Below are 17,966 nucleotides of genomic sequence, written 5' to 3'. Positions count from 1 at the left end.
CGCCCGCGCGCCGGCGGCCCGCGGGCCCGGGCCGGGCAGCCCGATGCCGCCCGGCCGTGTCTCGGTCGCCGGGCGGCGGGTTCCGGTGTGCCCCGTGCGGTGTGTGCCGTGCGCCGGCCCGCCCGGGCCGGCGCCGTTCGGGGCGCTCATTCCGGCACCCGCAGGCGGTCCGCGACGGCGAGCAGTTCGCGCCACTGGTCGGCGAGCCCGGGCGGGCCGCCGTCCGGGTCCTTGAAGAAGAACCCGAGGCCCGGCACCGGCCCCGTCATCCCGGCCTCGTGGGCGCGGGCGACGATCCGGACGAGGTCGAGGACCAGCGGCGCGGCGAGCGCGGAGTCGCAGCCCTGCCAGATGGTCTGGAGCACCATGCGGGTGCCGAGGAAGCCGTCGAAGACGACGTGGTCCCAGGCGGTCTTCCAGTCGCCGAGTGCGGGGACGTCGTCGATGTGCACCTCGCCGTCGACGCCGGCGCCGAGGGAGTCGGCGAGGACGCGCTCCTTGCCGACGTTCTTGGCCGCCGCGGCGGCCGGGTCGCCGGCGAGGTTGGCGCCGTCGCCGCCGCCGAGGAGGTTGGTGCCGGACCAGGCGCGTACCTCCAGCGCCCGCTGCAGGAACATCGGCGCCAGCACCGAACGCAGCAGCGTCTGCCCGGTCTTGCCGTCGCGCCCGGCGTAGGGCACGCCGGCGGCGGCGGCCTGCTCGTGCAGCCGCGGGTGGTGCAGGCCGGTGGAGGGGGTGAAGTTCACGTACGCGCAGCCGGCCCTGAGGGCGGCCGCGGCGTAGCAGGACGAGGCGGGCAGCGCGTCGTCCGCGGCGACCGGCTCGGTGGAGGCGACGTTGACGACGACGACGCGGGCGAGGTTGCGGCGGCGGGCGAAGTCGGCGATGTCGGCGGCGTACGAGGAGATCAGCGACTCCTCGTCGTACGGCTCGCCGGGCGCCGGCCCGCCGTTGCGTATCTCCTCGTCGGCGGCGGCGAGTTCGGCGCCGACTGCGGCGGGCAGCCCGTGCGGGAGCACGCCGCCGGCGGCGAGTTCCTCCGCGCGCTTGGGCAGGGGGGTGCTGGCCACGTCGTGGCCGCCGAAGACCAGCCGGCCCGGGGCCGGCAGCCCGCAGCCGGCGAAGGGCGGGGTCTCGGTGACCAGGCCGGCGGCGGGGTGGAGTCCGGCGGCCAGCGCGGCGCAGCCGGTGATCACGGTCGTGGCGACGGAGCCGCGGGCGCCGACGAGCCAGACGCCGGTATCGGGGGTCACCGGGTTCGCCGGTCTCGGCAGGGTGTCTTGTGGATTGACCGTCACGGCTGCTGCCTCCCACGTGTGTTCAGTTCAGTACACGGTGCCCGCGGGCGGGGGGTGTCGTGACCCCCCGCCCACGGCGTTCACGGGAGATCCTTCACCCTGATGTTGCGGAACGACACCTGGTCGTCGTCACCGTGGTTCTGGATCCCGATATGTCCCTCCGCAAGGCTGCGGACGGGGTCGGTGTTGGTGAAATCGTTGATCTTCACGTCGTTGAGCCAGACCTCCAGGTGCTCGCCCTCGACGCGCAGTTCGAAGGTGTTCCACTCCCCCGGCGGGTTGAGCGCCTTGTCGCGCGCGGCGATGTCGGCGGACTGGAAGCCGTAGACGGCACCGGTGGTCTTGTCCGGGGTGTCCGTGGCGTCGATCTGGATCTCGTAGCCGTTGTTCACGGCCGACCAGGGGTCATCGGACGGCGGGAAGCCGATGAAGACGCCGGAGTTGTCGTCGCCCGCCATCATCCAGTCGAGCTTCAGGGAGTACGAGGTGAACTTCCTGGCCTCGTACCAGAGCATGCCCATGCCGCCTTCCGAGGTCAGAATGCCGTCCTCCAGGCGGAACGATCCCGGTCCGGCCTGCTTCCATCCCTCCGTGGAGGTGCCGTCGAAGATCGGAGTGTAGTCGGTTTCGCCAGAACCGCAGTCCGACTCGGCGACCCCCGCTGCGTACAGGATGCCGCCGAGCAGATGCATGCGGAACTCGGGCTCCGCGAAGGACTCCTTCGTGTGCCCGCCGCCGGTGTAGAAGGCCCGGCCGCCCTCGTACGTCTGGTACCAGGCGATGGGGTGGTCCTCGCCCATGTTGCCGCCGCTGTACGAGTCCTCGTCGAGGGTGGCCAGGACGTGCACCTGTCCGCGCGGGTTGGTGCGGTAGTTGTACCACTCGTCGATGCGTACCCACTCGGCGTCCAGGTGGGCCGTGGCGGGGTGGTTGCGGTCCTCGACCTTGACCGTCGCCTGCGGGGTCCCCGGCGGATGCGAGTCAAAGTACGCGCCGACCAGGCCGCCGTAGAACGGCCAGTCGTACTCGGTGTCGGCGGCCGCGTGGACGCCGACGTAGCCGCCCCCGCCGCGCACGTAGTCCTCGAAGGCGCGCTGCTGGGCGCCGTTGAGGACGTCGCCGGTGGTGGAGAGGAAGACGACGGCGTTGTACTGCTGGAGGTGGCCCGGCGTGAACGCGCCGGAGTCCTCGGTGGCGTCGACGGTGAAGCCGTTGTCGGCGCCGAGTTGCCGGATGGCCGCGATGCCGTCCGGGATGGAGTCGTGGCGGAAACCCGCTGTCTTGGAGAAGACGAGGATGCGCTCGCCGTCGCGCTTCTTCGCGGGCCGTTCTGCGCGGGCGACGGACGGGTTGATGGCCACTGCGCCGATCACCGCGGCCGCAGCGCCGATCACCGATCGCCTGGAAGCTGTCATCTCGGATCGCTCCTTGAGTATGAGGGAGGCCCCGCCGGCGTGGGGTCCGGCGGGGCCCGGCTTGTCAGCCTGTGGTGAGGGTGAAGTCGTCCACGTCGTACAGCGCACCCGTGCCGCTGCCGGCGAAGACGAGGTAGAGCGCGGTGGTGCCGTCCGGGGCGCCCGACAGGGGTGCCGTGACGTCCTGGAACGTGTCCCATCCGCCGGTGACCGGCACCTCGGTGGAGCCGAGGAGCGTCCCGTCGGGGGCGCCCGCACGCACTTCGAGGGTGCCGCCGCTGCCGGCGGAGGAGATCCGGGCGGTCATCCGGGTGGCGTCCGACAGCGCCCAGGGTTCGAAGGCGATCCAGTCGCCGGCGTTGATCTCGCCGACCGTCCTGCCGCCGTGGGCCGCCGGCTTGTTCTGCGGCGCGACGCCCCGGGAGCTGTCGTAGTGCTCGGCCTGGCGGTGCCGGGGCTGCAGCTTGGCCTGGTCGGTCCCGGTCAGGGCGCCTTGGCCGCCGCCTCCGCCGTCGGTGTACGTGGCGGTGAGGCCGCCGTAGAGGTTGGCGTCGGGGTCGTGCTCGCCGTCGGCGGCGGTCTTCAGGGTGCCGCTGCAGCCGTGGACGGCGGTCAGCTCGTGGCCGTGGGAGTCGTGGCCGAGGAGGTAGGCGACCCGGACCCCGGAGCAGTCGACGGTCCCGTCCTCCGGGTCGGTGACGGTGACCTCGAAGGGCACGTCGTCGCCGAAGGAGAAGGACTGGCCGTCCCGCGGCAGGTCCAGGGTCACGGTGGGCGCGGTGTTGCCGACGGTGATCTGCACGTTGGCGCTGCCGGTGCGGCCGCCGGGGTCGGTGGCGGTGAGGGTGACGCGGTAGGTGCCGTTCTCGGCGTACGTGTGCGCGGGGTGGGGCTGGTCGGAGGTGGCGCCGTCGCCGAAGTCCCAGGCGTACGTCAGCTCGGTGCCGTCGGGGTCGGTGGTGCCGTCGGAGGAGAACCGGACGGCCAGGGGGGCCTGCCCGGAGGTGACGTCGGCGGCGGCCTCGGCGACCGGGGAGGCGCCGCCGGTCATGTTCTCGATGCGGTAGAGGGCGGAGTTCTCGTCGCCGCCGAAGTAGCCGGTGCCGTAGTCGAGGACGTAGAGGGCGCCGTCGGGGCCGAAGTCCATGTCCATCACCTGGGTGCCGGTCCAGGGGAAGTCGTTGATGGACCGGACCCCGCCGGAGCCGTCGCCCGTGATGTTCTTGATCCACTGGCGGCCGAACTCGCCGGCGAAGAAGTCGCCCTCGTACGCGTCGGGGAAGGCGACGGCGGAGCCGGGGTCGACCTCGTCCCGGCGGTAGACCGGGCCGGCCATCGGCGACTCGGAGCCGCCTCCGAACTCGGGGACGGAGTCGCCGTCGTAGGGGATCCAGGCGGGCTGGGCGGGGGGCAGCTCGGTCAGGCCGGTGTTGTGCGGCGAGTCGTTGACGGGAGCGCCGCAGTCGAACGCGCCGCCGGAGGTCTCCGAGGCGAAGTCGTAGTCGACGTAGGCGTCGCCCGCGCCGGTGCAGTACGGCCAGCCGAAGTTCCCGGGCTCGGTGATCCGGTTGAACTCGACCTGGCCGCCGGGGCCGCGGCTGCCGCTCGCGGCGCCCGCGTCGGGGCCGTAGTCGCCGAGGTAGACGGTGCCGGTGGCCTTGTCGACGCTCATCCGGAACGGGTTGCGGAAGCCCATGGCGTAGATCTCGGGCCGGGTCCTGTCGGTGCCGGGCGCGAAGAGGTTGCCGGCCGGGATGTCGTACGAGCCGTCGGCGTTGACCGTGATCCGCAGCACCTTGCCGCGCAGGTCATTGGTGTTGGCGGCGGACCGCTGGGCGTCGAACGCCGGGTTGCGGTCGGCCCGTTCGTCGATGGGCGTGTAGCCGTCGGAGGCGAACGGGTTGGTGTCGTCACCGGTGGACAGGTACAGGTTGCCCTCGGCGTCGAAGTCGATGTCACCGCCGACGTGGCAGCACAGGCCCCGGGAGGCCGGCACGTCGAGGATCCCCTGCTCGCTGCCCCGGTCCAGGGTGCCGTCCTCGTTCAGCACGAAGCGGGACAGCCGGTTCACCCCGTCGAAGGGCTCGAAGTCGGCGGGGGTGCCCGTCTCGGGGGCGCCGCCCACGGGGGTGTCGAGGGGCGGGGCGTAGTAGAGGTAGATGAAGCGGTTCTGCTCGAATCCGGGGTCGACGCCGACGCCCTGCAGCCCCTCCTCGTCGTTGGCGTACACCTCCAGCTTGCCGGCGACCTTCGTCGTACCGGCGGCGTCCGTCAGCCGCAGCGTGCCGTCGCGCGAGGTGTGCAGGACCGCGCGGTCGGGCAGCACGGCCATGGTCATGGGCTCGCCCGTCTCGGGCTCGCCCTTGGCCAGCGTCACCTGCTGGAACTCCGCGGCGGCGGGACCGTCGTGGCCGGGCTGCGCGGACCCGCTGGCGGACGTGCCCAGCACGACGGCGGGGACGGCCAGCAAGGCGGCCGCCGCCGTCGCGACGGTTCTCCGGACTCTTCTGGTGCGCACCTGATCTCTCCTGCCGAGAGTGGGGGGTTTATGTCAGGGACATCACAGGAACGTAACCGCCTTTTGCAGCATAGAGAAGTCCTTTGACAGGAACTTCAGTTATCTTCATCCTTGATGGGGACAAAGTGCTCTCCAGACATGCCGGAGCGGCCGGGCGGCAGCACCCGCCGGGCCCCGCTCCCCGCCGAGACGGCGGTCAGTCGCCGCCGAAGGCGGCGTCGAACGACGTCTGCGGCGGCTCGAAGTCGAGGGCCTTCAGCGCCCGCAGCGCCTCGGGGGCGCCCTGCAGCCGGTCCATGCCGGCGTCCTCCCACTCCACCGAGATCGGCCCTTCGTAGCCGATCGAGCGGAGCATCCGGAAGCAGTCCTCCCACGGCACGTCGCCGTGGCCGACCGAGACGAAGTCCCAGCCGCGCCGCGGGTCGCCCCAGGGCAGGTGCGAGCCCAGCCGGCCGTTGCGGCCGTCCAGCCGCTTGCGGGCCTCCTTGCAGTCGACGTGGTAGATGCGGTCCTTGAAGTCCCACAGGAACCCGACCGGGTCGAGGTCCTGCCAGACGAAGTGGCTGGGGTCGAAGTTCAGCCCGAACGCGGGCCGGTGGCCGACCGCCTCCATCGCCTGGTGCGTCGTCCAGTAGTCGTACGCGATCTCCGACGGGTGCACCTCGTGTGCGAAGCGCACGCCCTCGGCGTCGAACACGTCCAGGATCGGGTTCCAGCGGTCGGCGAAGTCCTGGTAGCCGCGCTCGATCATGTGCGGCGGCACCGGCGGGAACATCGCCACCAGGTGCCAGATCGACGAGCCGGTGAAGCCGATGACGGTGTCCACGCCGAAGGCCGCGGCGGCCCGCGCCGTGTCGGACATCTCGGCGGCGGCCCGCTGCCGGACGCCCTCGGGCTCGCCGTCGCCCCAGATGCGGGCGGGGAGGATGGCCTGGTGGCGCTCGTCGATGGGGTTGTCGCAGACCGCCTGGCCGACCAGGTGGTTGGAGATCGCCCAGCACTTCAGGCCGTACTTCTCCAGCAGCTGGTGCCGGCCGTCGAGGTAGCCGGGCTCGTGCAGGGCCTTGTCCACCTCGAAGTGGTCGCCCCAGCAGGCGAGTTCGAGGCCGTCGTAGCCGAATTCGCGGGCCAGCCGGCAGACCTCCTCCAGGGGGAGGTCCGCCCACTGGCCGGTGAACAGGGTGAAGGACCGGGGCATCGTGCGCTGCCTCTTTCTCCGGAGTGCCTCCGGGGGTGATCGGCTGATCCGGGTCGGGTCAGGCCTCGTCGGACTGGGCTACGGGCGTGAAGACCGCGTTCTTCTCCGCGCTCTCCTCCACGGCCGCCAGCACCCGCTGCACCTGCAGCCCGTCCGCGAAGGACGGCGCGGGCTGCGCGCCGGCGGCGATGGCGTGGACGAGGTCGCGGGCCTGGTGGACGAAGGTGTGCTCGTACCCGAGCCCGTGGCCCGGCGGCCACCACGCCTCCAGGTACGGGTGCTCCGGCTCGGTGACCAGGATGCGGCGGAAGCCCGCGGTCTCGGCCGGCTCCGCGTGGTCGTGGAACTCCAGCTCGTTGAGCCGCTCCAGGTCGAAGGCGAGCGAGCCCGCCTCGCCGTTCAGCTCCACCGACAGGGCGTTCTTACGGCCCGACGCCATCCGGCTGACCTCGAAGGAGGCCAGCGCCCCGGAGGACGTCCGGCCGGTGAACAGGGCCGCGTCGTCCACCGTGACCGGGCCGCGTTCGCCGCCGCCGGCCGCCGCGCCGGAGAGCCCGGCCGCCGCCGACGGCAGCGGGCGCTCCTTGACGAACGTCTCGGTCTGCGCCGAGACGCCCACCAGCGGCTCGCCGGTGAGGAACTGGGCCAGGTCGACGATGTGCGCGCCGAGGTCGCCGAGCGCCCCGGAGCCCGCCTTCTCCCGCTGCATCCGCCAGGCGAGCGGGAACTCCGGGTCGACGAGCCAGTCCTGCAGGTACGTCACACGCACGTGCCGCAGCGCACCCAACCGGCCGCGGGCGATCAGCTCCCGCGCGTACGCCAGGGCCGGCACCCGGCGGTAGTTGAACCCGACCATGGCCAGCTGGCCGCGCTCCCGCGCCCGGGCCGCCGCGTCGGCCATCGCCTCGGCCTCGGCGACGGTGTTGGCGAGCGGCTTCTCGCACAGCACGTGCTTGCCCGCCTCCAGCGCGGCGACGGCGATCTCCGCGTGGCTGTCGCCCGGCGTGCACACGTCGACGAGCTGCACGTCGTCCCGGGTGATGAGCCGGCGCCAGTCGGTCTCCGTGGCGGCCCAGCCCAGCTTGCGGGCCGCGGTGGCCACCTTGTCCTCGTCGCGGCCGCAGACCGCGGCCATGACGGGGTGCAGCGGAAGGTCGAAGACCCGGGCGGCGGTACGCCAGCCCTGCGAGTGGGCCGCCCCCATGAACGCGTAGCCGACCATGCCGACGCCCAGCGCGGGTGCGGTCGTGTCGTGGGACATAGAACTCCTTGTCAGTAGGCTGCTTCCGGCGCGCCGCAGTCTCTTTCCCTACTCCTTCAGGGGCGTGCGGCTCCTGGCGCTGGAATACCCGTCAGTTGAAGCCGGTCGGCAGGTACTGGTCGATGTTCTCCTTGCTCACGACGGCGGAGTAGAGCGTGATCGACGCCGGGATCTCGAACTCGGCCATGCCCGAGACGCCCTTCTGCTGGCCGAGGGCGCGCGCCAGGTCGATCGCGGAGGCGGCCATCGTCGGCGGGTACAGGACGGTGGCCTTGATCACCGAGTCGTCCGCCTTGATGGAGTCCATCACCGCCTTGGAGCCGGCGCCGCCGACCATGAAGAACTCGTCGCGGCCCGACTGGTCGATGGCCCGCTTGACGCCCACGCCCTGGTCGTCGTCGTGGTTCCAGATCGCGTCGAACTCCGGCACGGCCTGCAGCAGGTCGGACATCTTGCGCTGGCCGGACTCGACGGTGAACTCGGCGGCCTGCCGGGCCACCTTCTCGACGTTGGGGTAGTTCTTCAGCGCGTCGTCGAAGCCCGCCGTGCGCTGCTGGGTCAGCTCCAGGTTGTCGAGCCCGGCCAGCTCCACGACCTTCGCGTTCTTCTTGCCCTTGAGCTGCTCGCCGATGAAGCGGCCGGCGTTCAGGCCCATGCCGTAGTTGTCGCCGCCGATCCAGCAGCGGTACGCCTGCGGGTCGTCGAAGATCCGGTCGAGGTTGACCACGGGGATGCCCGCCCGCATGGCCTTCAGCCCGGCCTGCGTCATCGCCTTGCCGTCGGCCGGCAGGATGACCAGGACGTCGACCTTCTTGTTGATCAGGGAGTCGACCTGGCCGATCTGGGTGGCCGTGTCGTTGGACCCCTCGGTGATGTCGAGGGTGACGTCCTCGTACGTCTTCGCACGCGAGCGCGCGTTGTCGTTGATGGCGTTGAGCCAGCCGTGGTCGGCCTCGGGACCGGCGAAGCCGATGGTCACCGGCTTGCCCGGCTTGTCGTCCGAGACGTTCGCCTGCTGCTGCTGCGAGCTGTTGTCGTCGTCGCCGTCGTCATTGCTGGTGCAACTGGTCAGGAAGGCGGCCGCCGAGACACCGGCGGCGCCGAAGAGCATGTTTCTACGGCTGAAAGGCGATTCGGGCATGTGGGTGCGACCCTTCATTGCGTCGAGGACTTGCGCGAGGTCTGGTGCTGGATGAGGACGGCGGCGACGATGATCGCCCCCTTGGCGATATCCTGGACCGCGCTCTGTACGTTGTTGAGGGCGAACAGGTTCGTAATGGTGGTGAAGACGAGCACGCCCAGCACGGAGCCGATGATGGTGCCCCGGCCGCCGCTGAGCAGGGTGCCGCCGATGATCGCGGCGGCGATGGCGTCCAGTTCGTACAGGTTGCCGTTGGTGTTCTGGCCAGAGCCGCTGAGAGCGATGAGCATGAACGCCGCGATGCCGCAGCACAGGCCGGACAGGACGTACAGCAGCAGCCGCTGCCGCTTGACGTCGATGCCGGCGAGCCGGGCGGCCTCGGGGTTCCCGCCGACCGCCACGGTGCGGCGGCCGAAGGTGGTGCGGTTGAGCACCACCCAGCCCAGGGCGGCGACCCCGAGGAAGATGAGCACCAGCGGCGGGACGCCGAGGATGCGGTTGTCCGCCGCCATGAGGTCCAGTACCGCCTGGACCTCGACGATCTGCGTCCCGCCGTCGCTCATCTGCTCGGCGAAGCCGCGCGCGGAGGCGAGCATGGCGAGCGTGGCGATGAACGGCACCAGCTTGCCGTACGCGATGAGCACCCCGTTGACCAGCCCGCAGCCGATGCCCACGGCGACGGCGCAGAAGAGCATCCCGCCCAGGCCGTAGTCCTGGGTGGCCTGTGTCGTCGCCCAGACCGAGGCGAGGGCGACGATGGCGCCGACCGACAGGTCGATGCCGCCGCCGATGATGACCAGCGTCATGCCGATGGTGACGACGCCGATCGCCGACGACTGGACGAGGATGAGCCGGACGTTGTCGACGTCCAGGAACTGGTCGGGCTTGGTGATGGCGCCGATGGCGGCCAGGACGCCGAGGACGCCGAGCAGCGCCACCAGTCTGAGGTCCACGTGACTCTGCCAGCCGGCCGCCGGGCCGTTCCCCTTCGGCTTCTCCGGCGCCGGGGCGGGAAGCGCGTCCGATTTGCTCAACACTTACGAGGTCCCTTCCATGACGAGGTCGAGCACCCGGTGCTCGTCGAGATCCCGGGCCGGGGCGGTGTGCACGACCCGGCCCTCGCGCAGCACGAGGACCCGGTCGGCGAGGCCGAGGACCTCGGGGAGTTCGCTGGAGACGAGCAGGACCGCGACGCCTTCGTCGGCGAGCCTGCGGATGAGCGCGTACAACTCGGCGCGGGCGCCGACGTCCACGCCGCGGGTCGGCTCGTCCAGCAGCAGCACCCGGCACTCGCGCAGCAGCCAGCGCGCGAGCACCGCCTTCTGCTGGTTGCCGCCGGAGAGCGTGCGGATGAGGGCGTCGGGGTTGTCGGGGCGCAGCGACAGGTCGCGTACGGCCTCGCGGGTCGCGGACCGCTCCCCCGACCGGTCCAGCCAGCCGCCGGTGGAGAAGCGGGGGAGGGAGGAGATGGAGACGTTGCGGCTGACGGACTCCGTCATCAGCAGCGCCTGTGCCTTGCGCTCCTCGGGCGCCAGCCCGACGCCCGCCTTGACGGCGGCGGTGACGCTGCCGGGGCGCAGCTGCCGGCCGCCGACGAGCACGCGTCCCGCGGTCGGCTTGCGGGCGCCGAAGACGGTCTCCAGGATCTCCGAGCGGCCCGAGCCGACGAGGCCCGCGAGGCCGACGATCTCGCCCGGGGCGACCTCCAGGTCCACCGGCGCGAACTCGCCCTTCCTGGTGAGCCCTTCGAGGGTGAGCACGGGCTCCTTGCCGGCGCCCGGCGCCTCCGGCCGCTCGGGGAAGACGTGCGCGACGTTGCGGCCGGTCATGAGGGTGACGATCTCGTTGGTGGACGTGCTCTGCGCCGGCAGCCCGCGGGAGACGGCGCGGCCGTCCTTCAGGACGGTGACGCGGTCGCCGATGCGGCGGATCTCCTCCAGCCGGTGGGAGATGTAGATGACGGCGACGCCCTGCGCCGTGAGGTCGGCGACGATGCGGAAGAGGTTGTCGACCTCGTCGGGGTCGAGGGCGGCGGACGGCTCGTCCATGACGATGAGCTTCACGTCGTGGGAGAGCGCCCTGGCCATGGAGACGACCTGCTGGCCGGCGGCGGAGAGGTTGCCGACGATGGTGCTCGCGGAGATCTCCGGGTGGCCGAGCCGGGCCAGCAGGTCCTGGGCGGCGCTGTGCGCCTCGCGGGGCTTGATGAACCCGCCGGAGGAGCGCTCGTGGCCGAGGAAGACGTTCTCCGCCACCGACACGTGCATCACCAGGTCGAGTTCCTGGTAGATGGTGGCGATGCCGAGCCGCATCGCGGCCACCGGCGACTTCAGCTCGGTCTGCGCGCCCTGCCAGACGATCGTGCCCTCGTCGGGCTGGTGGGCGCCGGCCAGGACCTTGATGAGGGTGGACTTGCCGGCGCCGTTCTGGCCGAGCAGGCAGTGCACCTCGCCGGCCTCGACGTCGAGGTCGACGCCGTCGAGCGCGCGGACGCCGGGGAAGGACTTCGTGATCCCCGTCATGGTGAGCAGGGGTGTGGCCGGTGCGGGCGGCGTATCGGACGTGGGCGCCATGTACGGATCTCCTCGGCGGTGCTCCACCTGCGTCTGCGCGCGGGGCGGGCAGGGTGGAGCGCAAACGGGCGGGTTCACCGGGTGGTGCGATGCGGTGCGGGTGTACGTGGTCGGAGGGCAGCGGGGTCGTGCGGGCCTGCGGGTGGTGCTGCGGTACTGCTGCGGTCGTGCGGGTGGTGCTGCGGGTGGTGCGCGGTGTCCGCGCCCGGTGTCAGGCGGGCGAGAACAGGTGGTCGCTGGTGAGCCGGGCCGCGCCGATCACGCCCGCGGTGGGCCCCAGTTCACCGAGCACGATGGGCAGGTTGCCGGTCGCCAGCGGCAGCGACTGGCGGTACACCTGGGTGCGGATGGCGGCGAGCAGCGTGTGGCCGAGGCCGGTGACGCCGCCGCCGATGACCACGAGCCCCGGGTTGAAGAAGCTGACCAGGCCGGCGATGACCTGGCCGGTGCGGGTGCCGCCCTCGCGGATGAGGTCCAGCGCGACCGCGTCGCCGGCCGTCGCCGCCGCGGCGACGTCCCGGGCGGCCAGCTCACCGCCCTCGTCCAGCCGGGCGGCCAGTTGGGCGGAGCGGCCCTCGCGGGCGGCGTTCTCGGCGTCCCGGGCGAGGGCCGAGCCGCCGAAGTACGCCTCCAGGCAGCCGCGGTTGCCGCAGGCGCACGGGCGCCCGTCCACCTCCACCTGGATATGGCCGATGTCGCCGGCGCTGCCGTTCGTACCGCGGTAGACCTCGCCGCCCACGACGACGCCGCAGCCGATGCCGGTGCCGATCTTGACGTAGAGGAAGTCCCGTACGGCACGGGCGACGCCGGCGTGCTGCTCGCCCTGGGCCATGATGTTCACGTCGTTGTCGACCATGACCGGGCAGCCCAGCTCCTGGCTGAGGGCCTCGCGGACCGGGAAGCCGTCCCACCCGGGCATGATCGGAGGTGCGACGGGCACACCTTCGGGGAAGCGGACGGGACCCGGGACGCCGATGCCGGCGCCGTCGAAGCCCTCCGCCACCCCGGAGGCGCGGAGCTTGGCCGCCATCGCCAGCGCCTGCTCGAAGACCGCGACGGGGCCTTCGCGCACGTCCATGGGCTGGGTCAGGTGGCCGAGCACCTCCAGCTCGGCATTGGTGACCGCCACGTCGATGGAGGTGGCGCCGATGTCGACGCCGAGGAACCGCAGCGAGGGGGCGAGGCGGATGTTGTGCGACCTGCGACCGCCCCGGGAGGCGGCGAGGCCGTCGGCGACCACGAGCCCGGTCTGCAGCAGGCGGTCGATCTCGACCGCCAGCTTGGAGCGGGACAGTTCCACCTGGTCGCCGAGCTGCGCCCGGGAGTTCGGGCCGCCGTCACGCAGCAGACGGAGCAGTCGCGCCTGGTGCGCGTTCGCGGGCCGAGCTGTCATGCGCCTCACGCCACTCCTCCCCGCCCTCGCGTACGTCGTCCTCGTACGCCGTCGTCGGCTTTCCACGGGGAACGTAGCAGTGGTTGGCCACCGAGGGAAGAAGTTCTGCAGGAATCGGTATCTACTTTCTCCACCATCAGGACAAAGATGGGGTACCCATCGACGGCGTACGCTGGCCGGCATGGGTCGGGTGACGGAGCGGCGTCCGGTGGTACGGGTCCGGGGCGGGCGCGTGGACCGGCGCGCGGACACCCTGGTCGCGGAGGAGCCGCTGGAGATCAGGCTGAGCGGGCGGCCCCTGGCCGTCACCATGCGCACGCCCGGCGACGACTTCGCGCTGGCGGCCGGGTTCCTGGTGAGCGAGGGCGTCCTGGCGCGCGGCGAGGAGCTGGCGTCGGTGACGTACTGCGCGGGCGCGACGGCCGGCGCGGCGGACGGGAACACGTACAACGTGGTGGACGTGCGCCCGGCCGCGGGCGTGGTACTGCCGCAGATCACCCTGGAGCGGAACGTCTACACGACGTCGTCGTGCGGACTGTGCGGCAAGGCGAGCCTGGACGCGGTCCGCACCACCACCCGCTGGCCGCTCGCCGGCGACGACGGCATGCGGCTCACGCCCGGTGTGCTGGCCGCGCTGCCCGAGAGGCTGCGCGCCGGGCAGCGCGTCTTCGACCGCACCGGCGGCCTGCACGCCGCCGCCCTGTTCACCCCGGACGGCGAACTGCTCGACCTGCGCGAGGACGTGGGCCGCCACAACGCCGTCGACAAGCTCGTCGGCCGCGCCCTGCAGCAGGACCGGCTCCCGCTGGCCGGCACCGTGCTGATGGTCTCCGGCCGCGCCTCCTTCGAACTGGCGCAGAAGGCGGCGATGGCCGGGATCCCGGTCCTGGCCGCGGTCTCCGCGCCGTCCTCGCTGGCCGTCGACCTCGCCGCCGGGACCGGCATGACACTGGTCGGCTTTCTGCGCGGCGACACCATGAACGTGTACGCGGGCGAGCGGCGCATCGCGTTCGGCTGACCGGCCGGGCACCCCGCGCGCCGGTGCCTGGGGGCCGGGTGCCCGCACCCCGTGCTCCCGCGTCGGCAGCCCCCGCAGGAGCACGTCGGGAAGGTGCCGGGCCGACCGCGGGTAGACAGTGTCCACCTCGGTGGTAGACACTGTCTACCATGACGGCGGACACCCGCGCGCGCCTGCTCCAGGCGGCGCTCGAACTGCTCGACGAGCGAGGCGTCGAGGCCCTCACCCTGCGCGCCATCGCCCGGCGCTGCGGCGTCTCCCACGGCGCGCCGCTCAAGCACTTCCCGCACCGCGCGGCGCTGCTGTCGGCGGTCGCCACCCAGGGGTTCCACGAGCTGCAGGAGTGGGCCGGCGAGGCGCTGGCCGGGCTGCCGCCGGACGCGAGCCCCGCCCGGCGGCTGCGCACGGGCACGCGCGCGTACGTGGAGTACGCGGTGGCCCGGCCCGCGATGTTCGCGCTGATGTTCCGGCGGGACCTGCTCGACCCGCGCGACCGCGAGCTGGCCCGCGCCTCGCTCGGCGGCTTCGACAACCTCGTCCGCCTCGTCGAGGCCCGGCAGGCCGAGGGCTGGCGGGCCGACGCCGACCCGCGGCTGCTCACCGGCGCCCTGTGGTCCGCCATGCACGGCACCGCCGAGCTGTGGTCCTGGGGCTCCCTGCCGCTGGCCACCGGCGCGGCGACCATCGACGACGTTCTCGACGGCCTCTGCGGGGCGTTCGAGATCGGCCCACCCACCGCACGACGAAAGCGAACCACGCCATGACCACCACCCCTCCCCCGGACTTCGACCGCGAGACCGCCGTCCACGCGCAGCCGGGCGCGCCCGGTTCGTACGACGCGGACCTGCCCGGCGCGTGGAAGGTCGGCCAGGGCATCAACGGCGGTGTGCTGCTGGCCGTGACGGCCCGCGCCCTGTCCGCCGAACTCGGCACCGCCCACGGCGACCGCCCGGACGGCCACCCCGACCCGCTGTCGGTCTCCGCGTACTACCTCTCCGCCGCCGCCGCGGGCCCGGCGGTCGTCCGCACCGAGACCGTCCGCCGCGGCAACTCCGTCTCCCACGGCGGCGCGGAGCTGCTCCAGCAGGAGGAGCCCGGCGCCGGCCCGGTGGCCCGGCTGCGGGTGCTGGCGGCGTACGGAAACCTCGACGACCAGGCCGGCAGCGTCCTGGCCGACGCCGGCCTGACCGCCGCGAAGCCGCCGGCGCTCGCGCCCGTGGAGCAGTGCATAGGCAGCGACGCGGCGCCGGCGGAGTTCCGCGCGGAGTCCCCGATGCTCGGCCGCGCCGACCTGCGGCTGGACCCGTCGTGCGTGGGCTGGGCGGTCGGCGCGCCGTCGGGGAAGGGCGAGATGAAGGGCTGGTTCCGGCTGCCGGAGGACCGCGCCCCGGACCCGCTGCTGCTGCTGATGGCGGTGGACGTCCTGCCGCCGGCCAGCTTCGACCTGGGCATGATCGGCTGGGCCCCGACGCTGGAGCTGACGGCCCACGTCCGCGCCCGCCCGGCGCCGGGGTGGCTGCGGGTGGTGCACACGACGCGCAACGTCGCGGGCGGCTACATGGAGGAGGACGCCGAGATCTGGGACTCCGCGGACCGCCTGGTCGCCCAGTCCCGCCAGCTGGCCCGCCTGCCCCGCCGGTCCTGACCCCGGCCGGCGCTGACCCCGGCCGGCGCGGGCGGCGGGCGGCGCGGCGGGGTGTGGGTGCCGTCGGGACAGTGGTACCCATGGCGGCGTGGAGTGGTTTTCGTCCGACGGGTACTGGCTGAGCCGGCTCGTGTTCCAGCGCGGGCTCGCCGTCCTGTATGTCGTCGCGTTCGTCGGCGCGGCGCGGCAGTTCCGGCCGCTGATCGGGGAGCGCGGCATGCTGCCCGTGCCGCGGTTCACCGCGCGGGTGCCGTTCCGGCGGGCGCCGAGCCTGTTCCAGTTGCGGTACTCCGACCGGCTGTTCGCCGCCGTCGCCTGGAGCGGCGCCGCGCTCGCCGCCGCGGTGGCGGCCGGGGCCGCGGACGCCGTGCCGCTGTGGGCCGCGATGGTGCTGTGGGCGGTGCTGTGGGCGCTGTACCTGTCGATCGTCAACGTGGGCCAGGCCTGGTACTCGTTCGGCTGGGAGTCGCTGCTGCTGGAGACCGGCTTCCTCGCCGTCTTCCTCGGCAACGACACCGTGGGGCCGCCGGTGCTGGTGCTCTTCCTGCTGCGCTGGCTGCTGTTCCGGGTCGAGTTCGGCGCCGGGCTGATCAAGATGCGCGGCGACCGCTGCTGGCGGAACCTGACCTGCCTGTACTACCACCACGAGACCCAGCCGATGCCCGGCCCGCTCAGCTGGTTCTTCCACCATCTGCCCCGGCCCCTGCACCGGGTGGAGACCGCCGCCAACCACGTCGCCCAACTGGGCCTGCCGGTGCTGCTGTTCACCCCGCAGCCCGTCGCCACCTGGGCGGCCGCGGCAATCGTCGTCACCCAGCTCTGGCTGGTGCTCTCCGGCAACTTCGCCTGGCTCAACTGGATCACCATCCTCATCGCGCTGACCGCCGTCGACGGCCGGCTCGTCGCCGGCGTCACGCCGCTGCCCGAGCCGCCGGAGCCCGGCGGCACGCCGGCGTGGTTCGCCGCCGCCGTCCTCGCCGCCACCGCGGTCGTGCTGGCGCTCAGCTGGTGGCCCGCCCGCAACCTGCTCTCCCGGCGGCAGCGCATGAACGCCTCCTTCAACTCCCTGCACCTGGTCAACACCTACGGCGCCTTCGGCAGCATCACCCGCGTACGGCACGAGGTGGTCGTCGAGGGCACGCCCGACATCCGGCCGACCGCGACGAGCGAGTGGCGGGAGTACGGGTTCCGGGGCAAGCCCGGCGATCCGCGGCGGCTGCCGCGGCAGTTCGCGCCGTACCATCTGCGGCTCGACTGGCTGATGTGGTTCGCGGCGCTCTCCCCCGGGTACGCGGAGCGCTGGTTCGGCGCCTTCCTCACCCGGCTGCTCGACGGCGACCGGGACACGCTGCGGCTGCTGCGCCACAACCCGTTCCCGGACCGGCCGCCGGGCGGCGTGCGCGCCCGGCTGTACCGGTACGAGTACACCGACTGGGCGGAGCTGCGCCGCACCGGGGCGTGGTGGCGGCGCGAGTTCGTGCGCGAGTACGCCCCGCCGGTGACCGCCGGGCGGCGGGTGCCGCGCTGACCGGCGCGCGCCTCAGCGCGGGTCCGCGAGCCGCTGCAGCCCCACCACCCGCAGCAGCTCCAGCCGTTCGTACGACTCGCTGCCCGGCCGCGCCGTGTAGACCACGAGGCGCTGGTCGTGCTCCGGGGTCAGCAGCACCTCGCAGTCCAGCTCCAGCAGCCCGACCACCGGGTGGACGAACCGCTTGACGTCCCGGCGCCGCACCGCCACGTCGTGCGCCTCCCACAGTGCCGCGAACTCCGCGCTGCGCGGCCGCAGCCGGCGCACCAGCCCGGCGGCCCGGGGGGCGGAGGGGCGCCGGGCGAGGGTGGCCCGCAGGTCGGCGACGGCGGCGCGGGCGGCGTGGTCGCGGTCCTCGGCGGGCAGGACCGCGCGGGCCGCCGGCTCGGTGAAGAAGTGCCAGACGATGTTGCGCCCGTCCCCCGTGCGGGCCTCGGCGTCCCCGGTCAGCGCCCGGGACATGGCGTTCTGCACCAGCACGTCGCCGAGGTCGCTGAGGACCTGGGCGGGGTTGTCGGTGAGCCGGTCCAGGATCAGCAGCAGGCCGGGCCGCACGAACCCGGTGGCGCCGCGGGCGCGCGGCGGCTCCTCGCCCGCCAGGTGGAACAGGTGGTCGCGCTCGTCGTCGCTCAGCCGCAGGCCGCGGGCGACGGCGGCGAGCATCTGCCGCGAGGGGCGGGAGCCGCGGGCCTGCTCCAGCCGGGTGTAGTGGTCGGCGGACATCCCGGCGAGCTGCGCCACCTCCTCGCGCCGCAGCCCGGGCGTGCGGCGCCGGGCGCCCCGCGGCAGGCCCACGTCCGCGGGGGTGAGGCGGGCGCGGCAGCGGCGCAGGAAGTCGGCGAGTTCGGTGCGGTCCACGCTCCCAGCGTGCCTCGCCGGGCGGGGCGCAGCCAGGGACGGCCGGTCCCCGGACAGGCCCGTCTCTCCCGCGGGGCGCGGCCCGGCCGCACGCTGGCGGCGACGGGGTCCGCACCGGCG

The 17,966-nt window shown here is 73.1% G+C and carries 14 protein-coding genes; 4 read left to right on the top strand and 10 right to left on the bottom strand.

The window, feature by feature from the left end:
- Positions 1 to 146: 146 nt before the first annotated feature.
- The 9 genes from ABD317_RS09820 to ABD317_RS09780 form a co-directional block, all read right to left on the bottom strand.
- Positions 147 to 1,298 (bottom strand): inositol-3-phosphate synthase, encoded by a 1,152-nt coding sequence (locus ABD317_RS09820; RefSeq protein WP_344289411.1) that lies wholly within the window; start codon positions 1,296 to 1,298, stop codon positions 147 to 149.
- A gap of 80 nt (positions 1,299 to 1,378) precedes the next feature.
- Positions 1,379 to 2,713 carry a ThuA domain-containing protein gene (locus ABD317_RS09815; protein ID WP_344289410.1) on the bottom strand — a complete coding sequence of 445 codons (1,335 nt, stop codon included), beginning with the start codon at positions 2,711 to 2,713 and terminating at the stop codon, positions 1,379 to 1,381.
- Between the two features lie 64 nt (positions 2,714 to 2,777).
- Entirely contained in the window at positions 2,778 to 5,231 is a 2,454-nt protein-coding gene (locus ABD317_RS09810; RefSeq protein WP_344289408.1) for a PQQ-dependent sugar dehydrogenase, read from the bottom strand.
- 196 nt (positions 5,232 to 5,427) lie between these two features.
- Positions 5,428 to 6,429, bottom strand: a complete 1,002-nt coding sequence (locus ABD317_RS09805) for a sugar phosphate isomerase/epimerase family protein (RefSeq protein ID WP_344289407.1) — start codon at positions 6,427 to 6,429, stop codon at positions 5,428 to 5,430.
- A gap of 58 nt (positions 6,430 to 6,487) precedes the next feature.
- A complete protein-coding gene (locus tag ABD317_RS09800) occupies positions 6,488 to 7,690 on the bottom strand; it encodes a Gfo/Idh/MocA family protein (protein WP_344289406.1) in 1,203 nt (400 codons plus the stop codon).
- 91 nt (positions 7,691 to 7,781) lie between these two features.
- Positions 7,782 to 8,831 carry a substrate-binding domain-containing protein gene (locus ABD317_RS09795; protein WP_027752297.1) on the bottom strand — a complete coding sequence of 350 codons (1,050 nt, stop codon included), beginning with the start codon at positions 8,829 to 8,831 and terminating at the stop codon, positions 7,782 to 7,784.
- A gap of 14 nt (positions 8,832 to 8,845) precedes the next feature.
- Entirely contained in the window at positions 8,846 to 9,868 is a 1,023-nt protein-coding gene (locus ABD317_RS09790) for an ABC transporter permease subunit (protein WP_027752298.1), read from the bottom strand.
- Positions 9,869 to 11,404, bottom strand: a complete 1,536-nt coding sequence (locus ABD317_RS09785) for an ATP-binding cassette domain-containing protein (RefSeq protein WP_027752299.1) — start codon at positions 11,402 to 11,404, stop codon at positions 9,869 to 9,871. It lies immediately after the preceding gene.
- 211 nt (positions 11,405 to 11,615) lie between these two features.
- Positions 11,616 to 12,797 (bottom strand): ROK family protein, encoded by a 1,182-nt coding sequence (locus tag ABD317_RS09780; protein WP_027752300.1) that lies wholly within the window; start codon positions 12,795 to 12,797, stop codon positions 11,616 to 11,618.
- Between the two features lie 181 nt (positions 12,798 to 12,978).
- On the opposite strand from ABD317_RS09780, the gene fdhD reads away from it, so the two are divergent.
- The 4 genes from fdhD (at position 12,979) to ABD317_RS09760 (ending at position 16,988) form a co-directional block, all read left to right on the top strand.
- Complete coding sequence (fdhD, locus tag ABD317_RS09775; RefSeq protein ID WP_344289405.1) at positions 12,979 to 13,815, top strand: formate dehydrogenase accessory sulfurtransferase FdhD; 837 nt, start codon at positions 12,979 to 12,981, stop codon at positions 13,813 to 13,815.
- A gap of 149 nt (positions 13,816 to 13,964) precedes the next feature.
- A complete protein-coding gene (locus tag ABD317_RS09770; protein WP_027752302.1) occupies positions 13,965 to 14,579 on the top strand; it encodes a WHG domain-containing protein in 615 nt (204 codons plus the stop codon).
- Positions 14,576 to 15,460: a thioesterase family protein gene (locus ABD317_RS09765; protein WP_344289404.1), complete on the top strand. Its 885-nt coding sequence runs from the start codon at positions 14,576 to 14,578 to the stop codon at positions 15,458 to 15,460. The genes ABD317_RS09770 and ABD317_RS09765 overlap by 4 nt, the downstream gene beginning before the upstream one ends.
- 88 nt (positions 15,461 to 15,548) lie before the next feature.
- Complete coding sequence (locus ABD317_RS09760; RefSeq protein WP_344289403.1) at positions 15,549 to 16,988, top strand: lipase maturation factor family protein; 1,440 nt, start codon at positions 15,549 to 15,551, stop codon at positions 16,986 to 16,988.
- Between the two features lie 12 nt (positions 16,989 to 17,000).
- On the opposite strand, the gene ABD317_RS09755 is transcribed toward ABD317_RS09760, so the two are convergent.
- Entirely contained in the window at positions 17,001 to 17,846 is an 846-nt protein-coding gene (locus ABD317_RS09755; protein WP_344289402.1) for a helix-turn-helix transcriptional regulator, read from the bottom strand.
- Positions 17,847 to 17,966 lie beyond the last annotated feature (120 nt).

Origin of the sequence: Streptomyces synnematoformans (assembly GCF_039531005.1) — a bacterium.
Taxonomy (GTDB): Bacteria; Actinomycetota; Actinomycetes; order Streptomycetales; family Streptomycetaceae; genus Streptomyces; species Streptomyces synnematoformans.
This window is presented reverse-complemented; position numbering and strand designations above follow the sequence as displayed.